10 protein-coding genes and 1 pseudogene are annotated in these 15,442 nt (G+C 56.8%); 5 read left to right on the top strand and 6 right to left on the bottom strand.

Annotation, left to right across the window (positions count from 1 at the left end; translation table 11 throughout):
- Window positions 1–22: 22 nt before the first annotated feature.
- A complete protein-coding gene (locus H8S59_RS21305; protein WP_095098542.1) occupies window positions 23–1,276 on the bottom strand; it encodes an OprD family porin in 1,254 nt (417 codons plus the stop codon).
- Window positions 1,277–1,921: 645 nt separating this feature from the next.
- Here H8S59_RS21305 and H8S59_RS21300 point away from each other — a divergent pair.
- Window positions 1,922–2,380: a metallophosphoesterase family protein gene (locus H8S59_RS21300; protein WP_187522712.1), complete on the top strand. Its 459-nt coding sequence runs from the start codon at window positions 1,922–1,924 to the stop codon at window positions 2,378–2,380.
- Between the two features lie 135 nt (window positions 2,381–2,515).
- Here H8S59_RS21300 and H8S59_RS21295 read toward each other — a convergent pair whose 3' ends face one another.
- The 4 genes and pseudogenes from H8S59_RS21295 to H8S59_RS21285 all read right to left on the bottom strand — a co-directional run bounded on the left by H8S59_RS21295 (window position 2,516) and on the right by H8S59_RS21285 (window position 6,239).
- Window positions 2,516–3,307: a substrate-binding domain-containing protein gene (locus tag H8S59_RS21295; protein WP_187522711.1), complete on the bottom strand. Its 792-nt coding sequence runs from the start codon at window positions 3,305–3,307 to the stop codon at window positions 2,516–2,518.
- Window positions 3,308–3,542: 235 nt separating this feature from the next.
- Window positions 3,543–4,247, bottom strand: coding sequence for a methyl-accepting chemotaxis protein (locus H8S59_RS27420; protein ID WP_425504599.1), 705 nt, complete (start codon window positions 4,245–4,247; stop codon window positions 3,543–3,545).
- A 198-nt stretch (window positions 4,248–4,445) separates the two neighbouring features.
- Window positions 4,446–5,330, bottom strand: a pseudogene (locus tag H8S59_RS27415) (methyl-accepting chemotaxis protein); the annotation flags it as partial.
- Between the two features lie 492 nt (window positions 5,331–5,822).
- Window positions 5,823–6,239, bottom strand: coding sequence for a hypothetical protein (locus tag H8S59_RS21285; RefSeq protein ID WP_187522710.1), 417 nt, complete (start codon window positions 6,237–6,239; stop codon window positions 5,823–5,825).
- Window positions 6,240–6,507: 268 nt separating this feature from the next.
- Here H8S59_RS21285 and H8S59_RS21280 point away from each other — a divergent pair, with 268 nt between their 5' ends.
- Window positions 6,508–9,138, top strand: a complete 2,631-nt coding sequence (locus H8S59_RS21280; RefSeq protein WP_343073077.1) for a bifunctional diguanylate cyclase/phosphodiesterase — start codon at window positions 6,508–6,510, stop codon at window positions 9,136–9,138.
- Window positions 9,139–9,305: 167 nt separating this feature from the next.
- Window positions 9,306–11,246 (top strand): putative bifunctional diguanylate cyclase/phosphodiesterase, encoded by a 1,941-nt coding sequence (locus H8S59_RS21275; RefSeq protein WP_176469920.1) that lies wholly within the window; start codon window positions 9,306–9,308, stop codon window positions 11,244–11,246.
- Between the two features lie 110 nt (window positions 11,247–11,356).
- On the opposite strand, the gene H8S59_RS21270 is transcribed toward H8S59_RS21275, so the two are convergent.
- Entirely contained in the window at window positions 11,357–12,304 is a 948-nt protein-coding gene (locus tag H8S59_RS21270; protein ID WP_187522709.1) for a LysR family transcriptional regulator, read from the bottom strand.
- A gap of 231 nt (window positions 12,305–12,535) precedes the next feature.
- Here H8S59_RS21270 and H8S59_RS21265 point away from each other — a divergent pair, with 231 nt between their 5' ends.
- Together H8S59_RS21265 and H8S59_RS21260 are read left to right on the top strand one after the other, a co-directional pair.
- Entirely contained in the window at window positions 12,536–13,864 is a 1,329-nt protein-coding gene (locus H8S59_RS21265; protein ID WP_187522708.1) for an MFS transporter, read from the top strand.
- A 36-nt stretch (window positions 13,865–13,900) separates the two neighbouring features.
- On the top strand, window positions 13,901–15,427 hold the full coding sequence (locus tag H8S59_RS21260) for a CoA-acylating methylmalonate-semialdehyde dehydrogenase (protein WP_187522707.1): 1,527 nt from the start codon (window positions 13,901–13,903) through the stop codon (window positions 15,425–15,427).
- The last annotated feature ends 15 nt before the right edge of the window (window positions 15,428–15,442 follow it).

The following is a 15,442-nucleotide window of genomic DNA, read 5'->3' as shown; positions in this document are numbered from 1 at the left end:
AATCTCGCGTATCACCTTGAGTTCACAGCAACGACAGCGGATAGCTGATGAATATCCGGTTTTCGTCGAACTCGTTGGTGCTGAAGTCGCGACGAATGGAAGAGTTACGCCACCGGAAGTTCAGGCTCTTGAACGTGCCGCTTTGTACGGTGTACGCGAGCTCTGATTCCCGGCCCCATTCCTTGCCATCGGTGATCGCGCCGGTGTGTACGTTGTCACCGCTGATGTAGCGGTTCATCAGGGTCATGCCCGGTACGCCGAGGACAGCGAAGTCCAGGTCGTGACGCAGTTGCCAGGATTTTTCCTTCGCGTTGTCATAGCTGGCGTTGTAGCTATCGTTTGCCAGCGTGCCGCCGCTGGTCCCGTTGACCCGGAACCAGCCGTCATCGCCACTGACTTTCTGCAAGCCGACGTACAAGGTGTTGCCCTTGTATTTGGCCGACAGCAGGGCGTAGGCGGTTTTGTTGTCCAGATCGCCCGCCAGTTTGTTGCCGTCTTCATTACCCCAGAAGTAACCCAGATTGGCGCCCAGCGTCACGTCGCCAATAGGCTGGCTGTGAAGCACGTTGATGAATTTCTGGTTGTAGATGTCTTCAAGCTGGGCGTACCACAGGCCGACCTGGGTGCGCTTTTCATTAAAGGCGTATTCGCCGCCACCAAAGTTGAAGCGATCAGACTGAAAAGCGCCCCGGCCGTTGAGCGACATGTCTTCCATGCTCGCATCGTTACGCGGGCTGTTGCCTCTGAACTGACCGCCATACAAGGTCAGGCCATCCAGTTCCTTGGAGGTAATCTGCCCGCCACGGAATGTCTGTGGCAGCGAGCGGCCGTCATCCGAGCGCAGGATGGGCAGAACCGGCATCCACTCGCCGACTTTCAATTCGGTCTTGGACACCTTGGCTTTGGCCGCGACACCCAAGCGTCCGAAATCATCGGCCGGGCGGCCATCATCGTGGATCGGCAGCAGCTGTGTACCGCCTGTGCCTTTGCCGCCATCGAGTTTCACCGAGTACATGCCCAGGACATCGATCCCGAAACCGACTACGCCTTGGGTAAAACCGGATTTGGCATCAAGGATAAAGCTTTGCGTCCACTCTTCCGCCTTGCCCTGTGCGTTCGCCGGGTTGACGAAGTTACGGTTGAAGTAGGCGTTACGAAAAGTCAGCGTTGCTTTGGTGTCGTCTACAAAGCCTTCGGCCATGCCCATCAGCGGGAACGTCAGGCTCATGGTGCCCAGCCCGAGAAGCGCCAGTGAACGCTTGTTTTGAGATCTCATTATTGTTGTGCTCCCATTTTTTTGACAGAGCACTCCCCCTCCGGCACTTGAATGGCCTGTCCTGTGGAGAAGTGCAAGGTGCCCCCATGCCGGGGCTTCAGACTCCGGCCGCTATGCAGACGAGTCTTTGCTTCGAAACGGATTAACCGTCAGCGAATTCTATAAAAGAGGGTTATCCCGGACTTGATCGGGAGCGCAAACGATAGCTACCGCTGGGCACTGGGTGTGCGGGTCGTCTTATGCGCGGGCATTGCGGGGTGCGAACGAGGTTCGTCATACGTGTGCTTCCCTGATTATTGTTATTTTTGTTATCTGTCGTCGTACAACTTTTCGCGATATTTGCAGTCCGCCTGATGTTTGTCAATAAGCCTTTCGGACGTGCGTCGGGTGGTGCAAGTGTCTCCTTGGCGAATGAGTTCGTGAAGAGTCTACGCAAAAACGTAGGACCGGCTTTAGCCGGGAGGACGTCTGGACATCCGCTAAACATATTCGCCAAGACACCGCTCTCCCGGCTAAAGCCGGTCCTATAAGATCAAAAGCAGGCCTGGGGGCTAACTTAGGGTCCCATCAGGACTGTCCCGTCGCTCACAGAGCCCGAATACCGATATGCTCAGTCCCTACGTTTAAAAAGCACGAGCAGACATCATGAAAATTGGCCTGATCTCCGACACCCATGGCCTGTTGCGCCCGCAGGCGCTGGATGCACTCAAAGGTTGTGAACAACTGATTCATGCCGGTGACATTGGCAAGGTTTCGATTCTGGAAGCACTGCGCGCCCTCGCGCCGCTGACTGTGGTGCGCGGCAATAACGATCAGGACGATGCATGGGCTAGCGATGTGCCTTATTCGGCGGTGTTGAAGGTGGAGGGCATCGGCATTTACGTCACTCACATCCCCGCCGAGGTTCCCAAGTCCTTGCCGGACGACATCCGGGTCGTCGTCGTGGGTCACTCTCACAAACCGCTGATCGAACAGCGGGACGGTGTGCTGTTCATCAACCCGGGCAGCGCCGGGCCCCGGCGGTTCAAACTGCCGATTTCGGTTGCTGTGCTGCATATCGACGAGCAAGGCGTAAGGGCCGAGCTGGTTGAGTTGGCGGTGTGAAGCAGATCTCTAAGTTTGGCTGGACTACATCCTTGTAGAAGCTGCCGAAGGCTGCGATGTGTTTTTCCTGACACGCCGTCATCGCAGCCTTCGGCAGCTCCTACACATTGCGTCAGCTCAGGCAATAATGAGCCGTTACTTGGCCACCGGATCCAGCCCGCTTTTTTTGATCGCGTCAGCCGCCGCCAGCGAGCCCAGATATTCCAGCAGCTGTTTAGCCTGTTCCGGATGAGCGCTGCGCGACGAAACCGCACCTGAATACAGGGTCATTTGTTGAGCCTGGTCGGGAATCAAACCAACGATGTCAATGCCTTCCACCTGCTTGAGCTCGCTCAACTGCTGAAAGCCAAGCTGGGCCTCGCCACGTGCAACCACTTCACCCACTGGAGTGGCAGGAATCATGCGGCTTTTGGTCTGCATCAGCTCACCGATATGCATCTGATTGAAGAGCACACGGGACAGGTAAACGCCGCTGGCACTGTCCGAATAAGCGATGGATGTTGAATCGATCAGCGTCTGCTTGAAGGCTTCCATGGTGCTGATATCAGGCTTGGGAGCGCCGTGACGCACCGCCATGGCGATGTAGGATTTACCCAGATCGACGCGGCTCTTGGGGTCGATCTGGCCGTTCTTGATCAGTTTATCCAGCGCCGAGCCAACCATCAGTACAACGTCCGCGGGTTCATTGCGGGCCAGGCGGTTAGGTATCGCTTGCGGCGTAGCACCCATTGACGGCGCAGCCTCCGCCACCAGACGCACGCCCGTGCGCTGCTCATAATCGCTACTGATCGCGTTGAACGCGCCCATGATGCCGCCGGAACTGAGAACCACCAGAGAAACAGGCTTGGCTGCCGTCGTGGCGCTGACCAGCGCCACAGGAGAGAAGGAAAGGACGGCGCCCAGCAGGCAGGAAAGAATTTTTTGCATGTGAAGATAGACCTTGCAGTGGAAGAAACCCGACGATTATGTGGCAAAGCCCTCAATAATGCGCGTCTATCGGTTGAGAGCAGAAACCTTGAGTCAGGCGGCGTCAAGCAATTACCGATTGTCTACCTGCGTCATGTGAGAATGTTGGAGGGCGTATCGGAAAGTACGAACTTCAGAAACGCTCAAGCCCGGCAATTAGCCGGGCTTGAGGTATATAACGACTGCTTGTCGAGGGTCAGACCTTGAAGTGGCTGACCAGCATTTGCAGCTGATTACCCAGACGGGCAAGTTCAACGCTGGATGCGGCAGTTTCTTCGCTGGCCGAAGCGGTCTGCTCGGAAACATCGCGCACGTTGATGATGCTGCGGCTGATCTCTTCGGCTACCGCGCTTTGCTCTTCAGCCGCAGCGGCGATCTGCTGGTTCATCGCCTGAATGTTGGAAACCGTCAGGGTGATGCTTTCCAGCGATGTACCGGCCTTGCGAGTCAGGGTCACGCTGCTTTCAGTCAGTTCACGGCTGCTGAGCATGATGCTTGAGACCTGACGGGTACCGTTCTGCAAACCAGCGACCAGGGCTTCGATTTCCTCGGTGGATTTCTGTGTGCGCTGCGCCAGACCGCGCACTTCGTCAGCCACTACCGCAAAACCACGTCCGGCTTCACCGGCACGAGCCGCTTCGATCGCAGCGTTGAGGGCCAGCAGGTTGGTTTGTTCAGCGACCGCCTTGATCACATCCATGACCTTGCCGATCTTGTCGCTTTCCTGCTCAAGTTGAGTCATGGCGTCGGTGGAACGGACGACTTCAGCTGCCAGACGTTCGATCTGTACGATGGCTTCGCCTACGACCTTGTCGCCGTTGCGTGCTTCTTTATCGGCGACCGATGCGGCTTGGGATGCCTGTTCGGCGTTACGTGCAACTTCCTGCACTGTGGCCGACATTTCGTGCATGGCGGTGGCCACTTGATCAGTCTCGACCTTCTGGCTGTTTACACCGGCGCTGGTCTGTTCGGTAACGGCAGACAACTCTTCAGCGGCGCTGGCAATTTGCACAACGCTGTCACGAATATTGCCGATCAGGTCGCGCAGCGTGGTGCCCATCCGCTGAATGCCTTGTTGCAGCTCGCCCAATTCGTCACGACGGGTCACAACCATGGTGTGCGACAGATCCCCAGAACCGATGCGCTCCACAACTTCCAGGGTGTCCTTCAGAGGACGGGTAATCTGACGCGTGATGATAATCGCTGCCAAAACACCCAGCACGAGTGCGAGCAAGGTGCAGATCAACTGCATATTGCGGGCGTCGGCGCTCTCGATGTCACGGCGGTCCAGCTGGATTTTGTACATGTCATCGCTGAGTTTGACGATGGTCGCGCCCTGGGTCGTCATGTTCTTGCGCAATACAGCAAGGTTGCCAATGGTGGTCTTGAAGGCCATCAACGAGTTGCGGTACTCGCTCAGTTCGGTTTCCAGCTGCTTGAGTCGTTCAGCCTGGACGCCGCCAAAAGTCGATTGTGTAGCTTGCAGGCCTTTGATCGCGTTCTCGATCTCGCTCAATGCTTTCTGTTCGTTCTCCGGCGTAGTGCTGCCGGTGTAGCCACGCGTCGCGTAACGCGCCAGCATCAGGTCCTGTTTGACCTTGCTGATGGCTTGATACTGCTCGAATCGGCGCTCGTCGTCCGCACCGAGGTTCAGTACATCTGCGTAAAGCTGATCAACCAGCGCATTGCCTTTATCTGCATGGCCGCCCATTGAATCACGTGCGCTGTTACTGGCCTTGTAGCCAGCCCGCATGTCAGCGAGGCCTTTTTCGTATTCGGCGATGACGGTGCTCAGTTGTTTCAAAAGCGCGATATTCTCCGGGCTCTTGAAGCTTTTCAGCAGTTTTTCCTGCTGAGCCTTGAAGCCGTCCAGGGCCACCTGAACGCTCTGGGCCACGGCGTCGTCGCCGTCGGCAACCATGTATTGCAGGCGTGCTACCCGCAATTTGGTCAATTGGGCATTGAGCTCGGTGATGTCACTCATCCAGTTGCTACGGTCGATGAGTTTGCTCAGGCTGTTCCAGCCAGTCAGAGCGAGAATGGCAGTAAAAACAAGCACCAGCCCAAAACCGAGGGCGAGCTTCATGTTGACGCTGATGTTGGCAAACCAGCTGTTCATTGTGTTTCTCCACGATTTTTTTGCTTGGAAGATCAATCACAGCCGGAACATTGTTTTTTTAAGGCAGCGAGGGCATCTGTACAACACCCTATCGGCAACGACGTTCGAACCTTAATGGCCGACCGTCAAAAACCAGTGCAAAGTTTCAAGCAGTTGTTTGATAAGATTTTTTAGTTACCCGATTGTGATCGGACGTCATACTTGTGGAGGGTAATTATTAGCGGTTTATTGGATCCAATTTTTGCGTTCAATAACTAGGTGATTATAACTTTGTATATATGTGCTGTCGGGAAGAACTTTATTCTGGACAAAATTAAGCCCGGCATAAGCCGGGCTGTAGACAAGCAGATTAGAAAATCAGCTCAGGCGGTTTGCGCCTACATGATCAGCACCATCAGCAGCAACTCGGTTTGCACCTACGTGATCAGCACCATCAGCAGCAACGCGATTTGCACCTACGTGGTCAGCACCATCGGCAGCAACGCGATTTGCGCCTACATGGTCAGCACCGTCGGCAGCGACGCGGTTTGCACCTACGCGGTCAGCACCGTCGGCAGCAACGCGGTTTGCACCTACGTGGTCAGCAGCGACGCGGTTTGCGCCCACGTGGTCAGCACCGTCAGCAGCGACGCGGTTTGCACCTACGTGGTCAGAACCGCCTTCAGCAACTATTGGAGCGTTCAGTTGGTTGTGGACATTGACGGCCGGCAGGGCGAAAGCACTTGCAGCCAGCAGGGAGAAGGTAAAGCCAAAGATCAGGTTTGAAGTTTTCATGGTAGTTGCTCCAGATCGGTTAGTTGGTAACTCGGTATGGAGGCAATGCTACGCCGCTGGTATTTATTAAGAAGTCAATGCGATTACTACCCATCATCGGTCAAATTGATAGTTGAAAAATGTTTCTCAAGGATCTGTCATTCTGGTCGATGACGAGATGCACTCATACGGATACATTGACCTTGAGCTATCAGCCACTATCCAGCGTGTACGCGGATAGTGCGCCGGGTATTAATTTTCTTTGAATTACCCAACCGGATGGCAGCATGTGAGTAAAGCCCAGGCACCCTCGGGTCGTGACAACGGCTCGTATAGCACCTTCTTTTTACCTCTCGGGGTGCTGGTCATTGGCGCATTTCTGTCCTATGGGCTGGGCGCACTGGATAATGCACGTCACCGCGACAATGATCGGGCTGGTCTGGCTCTTCAACTCAGCAGCCTGGGAACGCGACTGGCAGAGCGTGTGCGATTTGCGTTCAGCGGCACCGAAGGCATCGCCCAACTGATCAGTATTGACGGGAGTATCTCGCCCCAGCATTTCAGGCGCATGGCCCATAGCGCCATCGATGCCGTGCCGTACATTCGCAACATCGTCATTGCGCCTGATGAAGTGATTCTGGATACCTACCCGCTGGCAGGCAATGAAGGCATCATCGGCCTGGACTATCAAAGCTGGCCCAACCAGTACCCACTCATAGAAAAAGCACGCGTAACCGGCGCCGCGTTGCTGGCCGGACCCGTAACGCTGTATCAGGGGGGCAGGGAATTGATCTATCGCCGTCCTGTTTTCCTTTCTGCACATCAGGAACATGAGGCCTATTGGGGCGTTATTTCCGTAGTCACCAGTACTGATGCACTGCTGAAGGCGGCCGGACTGGAAGAAGAAGAAGGGCTGCAAGTCGCGTTGCGCGGTCACGATGGCCTCGGTGCAGCAGGTCAGCTGATTTATGGCGATTCAGCATTGTTCGACAGCGATCCGATCGTGGTTGACGTCAGCATTCCCGGCGGTAGCTGGCAATTGGCGGCTCTACCCAGGAGCGGCTGGGTAACACGGTCCATCCTTGATTCCTCGCTTTTCCTGCTGGCGATATCGACGTCCATACTGTTAAGTCTCTTCATTCTGCAGGCCAGTCTGAATCACAGTCTGATCCGCCGGCGAAATGCCGAGCTGCGCAAGGAAATTACCGAGCGGGAAGTGGTGACCTCTTCGCTGGTACAAAGTGAAGATCGCTTCCGCATGCTGTTCGAGCGTTCACCGGACCCCATCTGGATTCGGGGTCAGGACGGACGGATCAATCAGGGGAACACTGCCGCAATGAAGGCCTTGGGATTCGAGGGCGACGTGTTTCCCATTGTCACCGTGGCCGAGATCTCTCCACTGTTCCAGCCTGACGGGCAGTCCTCGGTGGCCAAAGCCGCAGCGCTTCGGGTCGAAGTAGAGCGTGAGGGTTCGCTGCGTTTCGAGTGGGATCACAAGCGTGTGGATGGCAGCGTGTTTCCGACCGAGGTGACGCTGTGCACCATGCAACTGGCGCAGGAGCTGGTGACCTATGCGATTGTGCGAGACGTCACGGTGCGCAAGGAAGCTGAACGCGGGCTTGAGCGGCTGGCTCACTTCGACTCGGTTACCGGGTTGCCCAACCGTGTGTTGTTCCACCAGCAACTGATCCAGGGCATTGAGCAGGCCAAACGGCAGAACAACTGCATGGCTGTGCTGATGCTGGACCTGGATGGTTTCAAGCTGGTCAACGACAGCCTCGGCCATCCGATGGGCGATCTGTTGCTGCAACAGGCTACCCACCGTTTTGTCGACGCGGCAAGGTTTGGGGATGTTGTCGCTCGACTGGGTGGGGACGAGTTCGGCTTTATCCTAGATGGAGTGGAGTGCGAGGCGGATGTCGTACCGGTGGTGGGCAAAATCCTTCAGTCGTTGCACAAGCCGTTCGATCTGGATGGGACTGCCGCGTTAGTGACTGCCAGCATCGGGGTCACGATGTATCCAGAGAATGGGACTACGGCCCAGGCGCTTCTGACTCAGGCCGATACGGCAATGTACGCCGCCAAAGAGGCTGGTCGTAACGATTTCTGTTTCTACCAGTCGCATATGACCACGCTGATTCAAGCCCGAGTGGCTCTGGAGGCGGCGATACGTCAGGCCCTTGAGCGCAATGAATTCGAAGTCTGGTACCAGCCCAAGCGCGATCTGAAAACCGGCAAGGTCGAGGGCGCAGAAGCATTGATTCGCTGGCGCAGCCCGACGCTGGGACTGGTATCGCCTGCAGACTTCATCCCGCTGGCTGAGCGCACTGGGTTGATTGTCTCGATCGGCCAGTGGGTGCTTGATCAAGTGTGCAAACAGGCCCGGCGCTGGCGCGACTCCGGACAGTACAACCAGCACATTGCGATCAACGTGGCCGTGCTGCAAATAGAGCGCAGCGATTTCGTCGAAGATGTACGGCTGGCCTTGCAGCGCTATGACTTGCCCGCCCAGGTGCTGGAGGTGGAGGTCACCGAAAGCCTGATCATGAACCGCCAGGAATTGGCGCACACGGTACTCAGCCAACTGCGCAGCATGGGCCTGAGCGTAGCTATTGATGATTTTGGCACGGGCTATTCCTCTCTGGCCTACCTGAAAGATTTGCCCATCGACAACCTGAAAATTGATCGCACGTTCATTTCCGGTCTGCCTCACGACCGAGCCTACGTCGCAATCACTGAGGCCGTCATAGAACTGGGGCATGCCCTCGGCTACACCGTCACCGCCGAAGGCATCGAAACCCCGGAGCAACTGGCGTTTCTAAGCGATGCCGGGTGTGACACCGGGCAAGGCTATCTGATCAGCCGACCCATGCCTCTGGAAGAATTCGAGGCCTGGCTCGCGGAATGTGTGCTGACTTGAAAATTGTCGTCTACAGTCAAAATGCCACCATTCATCGGAAGACGTGCATAAACCGGCTGCGCTGCCGACACGAATAGATAAGTGCACGGTCTATCGATGTACTTGACCAAAACTGGAAGGGATATCTGGTCGGTTTATAACTGGTTGAACTTTCAGAGCCACGCCTGATGAATAAAACCTTGCTTGCCGATTTGCGAGCGCTCATGTCTGTGCCTAAAGACAACCCTGGCTTGGTCAAAGCCCAATACATTGCGTTGTCCCGGCAACTGCCGATGATGTATTTCATTCTGCTGATCAATACGCTGGTGCTGGCGGGCACTCACTATTCGGCAGCACCGGCCTGGCTAGCGGTCTATTGCCCGTTGGTCATGACGGTATTCGGTGTTATCCGTGCCGTGGAGTGGTGCCGTACGCGCACACGTACAGCCAGCCCGGCACAGATGCTGGCCGCCCTGAAACGCACCAATCGTCTCGCGCCATTTGTGGCCGCGGGTTTTGCCGCCTGGTCGCTGGCGCTGTTTCCTTATGGCGATAGCTACGGTCAGGCTCACGTTGCCTTTTTCATGGCGATTACGGTCATCGCCTGCATCTTCTGCATGATGCATTTGCTGCCTGCGGCGCTGGCAACCACGGTCGTGGTCAATACGGCGTTCGTGGTGTTTTTTGCCTCGACCAACAACATCACGTTTATCGCTACGGCGATTGATGTGGTATTGGTTTCCATTGCGATGCTCATCATTCTCAAGGCCCAGTACGGCGATTTCACGCGACTGGTGAACATGCAGGCCAGTACCGAAAGGCTGAGCAACGAGAACCGTCGCCTCGCCAACATGGACAGCCTGACCGGGCTGGCCAATCGCCGACAGTTTTTCTCCCTGCTGGAAATCCTGCTTGAAGAAGCTCGTGTCCATGATGCGCGTCTGGCGGTTGGCTTGATCGACCTGGACGGCTTCAAGCCGGTCAATGATCTCTACGGCCATAGCATTGGCGACAAGCTGCTTTATCAGGTTGGCCAGCGTTTGACGGGTTTACTGGATGATGGCGTTCATCTGGCCCGACTGGGCGGGGATGAGTTCGCATTGATCATGACGGATGCCAAAAGCGACGAGCAGTTGCGTGCCTTCGGCGAGCGGATCTGTGCACAGATGCGTGAGCCTTTTCTGCTGGTGGATATTCCGATCCAGATCGGCGCTTCAATGGGCATCGCCACTTTCCCCGATTTGGCTGCCAGCGAAACTGAAGTTTACGAATACGCTGATTACGCGCTTTACCAAAGCAAGCGCAACCGACCGGGCACCGTATGCATGTTCTCCGGTGTTCACCGTCAGCAACTCAGCCGACAAGGGCTGACTGAACAGGCTTTGCGCAGGGCCAATCTGCAGGAAGAGTTTCACGTGGTGTTCCAGCCGATCGTTGATATTCATAGCCAGCGAACCATCGCATTCGAGGCACTGGCGCGTTGGAAGAGCCCAGAGTTGGGGAATGTGCCGCCCAGTGATTTCATTCCCATCGCCGAGCGTATCGGCATGGTTAATCGCTTGACCGTGCCGCTGCTGAGCAAGGCGCTGGAGGCCGCATCGTCCTGGCCTGCCGGTATTCGCCTGTCGTTCAACCTTTCCGCTCATGACTGCGGGTCGGAAGAGGCTGCTCAGGTTATTGCCCAGGCCATCAAGGACAGCGGGTTCGATCCGTCATGTCTGGATCTGGAAATCACCGAGACCGCCGTTATTCAGGATCTGGCCCAGACTCAGCGGGCCATCGGCCTGTTTCGCAGTTTAGGCTGTGGTATTTCCCTGGACGACTTCGGCACCGGGTACTCGAGTCTGAGCCAGATTCACGCACTGTCGCTGACCAAACTCAAGGTCGACCGCACTTTTGTGACCGACATCCACCTCAACCCTGCGAGCTTCAAAATCGTCAAATCCCTGCTCGCGTTGTGCCAGGACATGCAACTTGAATGCATCGTCGAAGGGGTTGAAACGGCAGCAGAACTTGCCGCACTGAAGAGCTTGGGCTGCATGTCTGCGCAGGGCTACCTGTTCTCGCGGCCGATGCCGTTGGAAGAGATTGGCGTGTGGTTCGAGCATGAGCAGGTTTCTGCGGCCTAGTTCCTGATTCAAAAGCCTCTGTAGGAGCTGCCGAAGGCTGCGATTGCGGCATGTCAGGAGTAAATGCTTCGCAGCCTTCGGCAGCTCCTACGGGTATTCGATGGGCATGACTATTCTGCAAACATCACTCCCCGCGACCGCCCCAGCAGCAACCCCTGATTCAACTCCGTCACCTCCCGAATGTAATCCCACAGCACTGTAATCCGCTTGAGCTTCCTCAGATCCTCCCGACAGTACATCCAGAAATGTCGGGTGATATTCACTTCATCTGCCAACACCGGTATCAACCGCGAATCCTGAGCGGCAAGAAAGCACGGCAAAATCGCCAACGCACGGCCTTGCAGCGCAGCGAGGTATTGGGCGATGACGCTGGTGCTGCGCAGTTGTGCTTGGGCGCCGGGGAGCAGGTTGCTGAGGTAAAGCAGCTCCGAGCTAAAGGCCAGGTCGTCTACGTAACTGATGAAGGTATGTTCAGCCAGGTCAGCCGTGCTGTTGAGAGGCTTGTGGCTGTCCAGGTATTCCTGAGTCGCGTACAGCCGCAGGTTGTAGTCGCACAATTTGCAGCACACATAAGGCCCGTGCTCCGGTCGTTCCAGGGCGATAACGATATCGGCCTCGCGTTTGGACAGGCTGATGAAGTGCGGCAGCGGCAGGATATCCACCGAGATGTCGGGGTAGTCATCAAGAAAGTGGCTGAGCTGTGGCGTGATAAAAAAACTGCCGAAGCCTTCGGTACAGCCGATGCGGATATGCCCGGATAGCGCCAGGCCTGATCCCGAAACCTGCTCGCAGGCCAGATGCAGCGTGCTTTCGATGGACTCTGCATAACCCAGCAATCGCTGGCCTTCGGCGGTCAGGATGAAACCGTTGCCACGAGATTTCTCGAACAGCAGCGTACCCAGCGAGTTCTCCAGCGAAGTGATGCGCCGCGACACGGTGGTGTAATCCACTGCGAGTCGTTTGGCGGCGCTGCTGGCCTTGCGGGTACGGGCCACCTCAAGAAAAAACTTCAGGTCATCCCAGTTCAGATTGCTCAGGGAGGTGATGTTTTTTTGCATGTTGGTCCTGCTTTTATGTGCGTTCTTGTTAGAAGTTTGCACATCTATACTCCAGAACGCCGATCTGCGGATAGTCCGTAGGACCGGCTTTAGCCGGGAGGGCGATGCTCGACTCAATGACGCCCTTCCGGCTAAAGCCGGTCCTACGGCGGTTACGCGCATTCGTTTCAAATCCCAGGCAACACCCCACGACATAACACCCTGCACAACAATAAATAAGCGGAGGAGTTTATGAAGGACGCACTCACGGCGGACGCTGGCGCACTCGATGCCGGGCCCCCGGAAAAAGCCAAATCCTATCGCCTTGCCGGTGCCGCGAGCATGGCGGGTACGACCATCGAGTGGTATGACTTTTTCCTATACGGCACGGCTGCCGCGCTGATCTTCAACAAAATCTTTTTCCCGGCACTGGACCCGATCACCGGCGTTCTGGCGGCATTTGCCACCTACGCTGTGGGCTTTCTCGGGCGGCCGCTGGGCGGGATTATTTTCGGGCATTTCGGCGATCGCATCGGGCGTAAATCCATGCTGCTAATGACCCTGATGATGATGGGGATACCGACCATTATCATTGGCCTGATCCCCACCTACGAACAGATCGGCTACTGGGCAGCGCTGATTCTGGTGGTCATGCGCTTCCTGCAAGGCATGGCGGTGGGAGGCGAGTGGGGCGGTGCCGTGTTGATGGCCGTCGAACATGCGCCCGAAGGCAAAAAAGGTTTCTACGGCAGCCTGCCGCAAACCGGTGTGGGCGCAGGCCTCGTGTTGGCAACGCTGGCCATGGGAATGGTCGCCAAACTGCCTGAAGAAGACATGCTCAGTTGGGGCTGGCGCCTGCCGTTCATTGCCAGCATCGTGCTGCTTGGCGTGGGCTGGTTGATCCGCCTGAAAGTGCCGGAGTCGCCGGACTTCGAAAAGCTCAAGAAGGACAAAATCGCAGTCAAGGTGCCGCTGCTCAAGGTGCTGCGTGAACACCCACGGGAAACTCTGACGATCATCGGCGCACGGACTGCCGAGAACGCCTGGTTCTACATGTCGGTGACCTTCGCCTTGGCCTACGCCGCCAATCAACTGCTGATCCCTCGTGCCGACGTCCTCAACGCGATTACTGCGGGGGCAGCGCTGTCACTGATCACCATGCCGTTCTGCGGCTACCTCTCGGACAAGGTTGGCCAGCGTCGTTTGTACTTCGCCGGCTTGCTACTGCTGTGCGCGTTCGCCTACCCGTTCTTCGCCATGCTCGGCACCCGCGAACCGCTGTTGGTCTGGTGGGCGATGGTGCTGGCGGTAGGTGTGGTGTTCCCGATTCTGTATGCCCCCGAATCATTGCTGTTCGCCCGACAATTCCCGGCAGAAATCCGCTACAGCGGCATTTCGGTATCGGTGCAACTGGCGGGTGTATTGGGCGGTGGATTCGCACCAATGATCGCCACCAAGCTACTGGCTTACGCCGATGGCAGCCCGCATTACGTGATCGTTTATCTGGTGGGTATGGGCGTTGTGGCGTTGGTCTGCACGGCGCTGATGAAGCGCGATCCGCCCCGACATCCGGCGTCCTGACTGAGAGCCGGATAACTGTTTGATTAGGAGATTTCGATGAACGCTTCCCCGAACAACAAGGACAACACCGTGGATCGAGTCAAGCTGCTGATCAATGGCGAATGGGTTGAATCGCATAGCACCGAATGGCACGACATCATCAACCCGGCGACCCAGCAAGTGCTGGCTCAAGTGCCGTTTGCCACAGCCGACGAAGTCGATGTCGCCGTGGCCGCCGCGCAGAAGGCGTTCCAGACCTGGCGTCATACGCCGATTGGCGCGCGTATGCGCATTATGCTCAAGCTGCAGGCATTGATTCGTGAGCACTCGTCGCGCATTGCGGCAGTGCTCAGTGCCGAACAGGGCAAGACCATCGCGGATGCCGAGGGGGATATCTTTCGAGGTCTGGAAGTGGTGGAACACGCCTGTTCCATTGGCAGCCTGCAAATGGGCGAGTTCTCCGAGAACGTCGCGGGCGGCGTCGATACCTATACCTTGCGCCAGCCCTTGGGCGTCTGCGCGGGCATCACACCGTTCAACTTCCCGGCAATGATCCCGTTATGGATGTTCCCGATGGCCATCGCCTGCGGTAATACCTTCGTGCTCAAACCCTCCGAGCAGGACCCGATGTCGACCATGTTGCTGGTTGAGCTGGCGGTTGAGGCGGGCGTTCCGCCGGGCGTACTCAACGTGGTGCATGGCGGTAAAGAGGTGGTGGATGCCCTTTGCATCCACAAGGACATCAAAGCGGTTTCCTTTGTCGGCTCTACCGCCGTCGGCACTCACGTCTACAACCTGGCCGGTCAACACGGCAAGCGCGTGCAATCGATGATGGGCGCCAAGAACCACGCGGTGGTGCTGCCTGATGCCAATCGTCAGCAAACCCTGAACGCCTTGGTCGGTGCCGGTTTCGGCGCTGCCGGTCAACGTTGCATGGCCACTTCGGTGGTCGTATTGGTCGGTGCGGCGAAGCAGTGGCTGCCGGACCTCAAAGCGCTGGCGCAGCAACTCAAGGTCAATGCCGGCAGCGAAGCGGGCACCGATGTCGGACCGGTGATTTCCAGACGCGCCAGGCAGCGGATTCTGGACCTGATCGAAAGCGGCGTGCGCGAAGGCGCGAAGCTGGAACTGGATGGCCGCGACATAAAGGTGCCGGGTTTTGAGGATGGCAATTTTGTCGGGCCAACCCTGTTCTCCGGCGTCACCACCGACATGCAGATCTACGCCCAGGAAATCTTCGGACCTGTATTGGTGGTGCTGGAAGTCGACACCCTCGATCAAGCCATTGCGTTGGTCAACGCCAATCCTTACGGCAACGGCACTGGCCTGTTTACCCAGAGCGGCGCGGCGGCCCGCAAATTCCAGAGTGAGATCGACGTGGGGCAGGTGGGGATCAACATCCCGATTCCGGTGCCCGTGCCGTTCTTCAGCTTCACCGGTTCTCGCGGCTCCAAACTCGGCGACCTCGGCCCGTACGGCAAACAGGTGGTGCAGTTCTACACTCAAACCAAGACCGTCACGAGTCGCTGGTTTGATGACGACAGTGTTAATGACGGGGTGAATACCACCATAAATTTGCGATGAAACTCTAATCTGTTG

The sequence above is a fragment of the Pseudomonas folii genome (assembly GCF_014357575.1).
Lineage (GTDB): Bacteria > Pseudomonadota > Gammaproteobacteria > Pseudomonadales > Pseudomonadaceae > Aquipseudomonas > Aquipseudomonas folii.
This window is presented reverse-complemented; position numbering and strand designations above follow the sequence as displayed.

Coding starts and splice junctions, on each gene's coding strand:
- H8S59_RS21305 (WP_095098542.1), bottom strand. CDS start 1,276: ATGAGATCTCAAAACAAGCGTTCACTGGCGCTTCTCGGGCTGGGCACC.
- H8S59_RS21300 (WP_187522712.1), top strand. CDS start 1,922: ATGAAAATTGGCCTGATCTCCGACACCCATGGCCTGTTGCGCCCGCAG.
- H8S59_RS21295 (WP_187522711.1), bottom strand. CDS start 3,307: ATGCAAAAAATTCTTTCCTGCCTGCTGGGCGCCGTCCTTTCCTTCTCT.
- H8S59_RS27420 (WP_425504599.1), bottom strand. CDS start 4,247: ATGTCGGCCACAGTGCAGGAAGTTGCACGTAACGCCGAACAGGCATCC.
- H8S59_RS21285 (WP_187522710.1), bottom strand. CDS start 6,239: ATGAAAACTTCAAACCTGATCTTTGGCTTTACCTTCTCCCTGCTGGCT.
- H8S59_RS21275 (WP_176469920.1), top strand. CDS start 9,306: ATGAATAAAACCTTGCTTGCCGATTTGCGAGCGCTCATGTCTGTGCCT.
- H8S59_RS21270 (WP_187522709.1), bottom strand. CDS start 12,304: ATGCAAAAAAACATCACCTCCCTGAGCAATCTGAACTGGGATGACCTG.
- H8S59_RS21265 (WP_187522708.1), top strand. CDS start 12,536: ATGAAGGACGCACTCACGGCGGACGCTGGCGCACTCGATGCCGGGCCC.
- H8S59_RS21260 (WP_187522707.1), top strand. CDS start 13,901: ATGAACGCTTCCCCGAACAACAAGGACAACACCGTGGATCGAGTCAAG.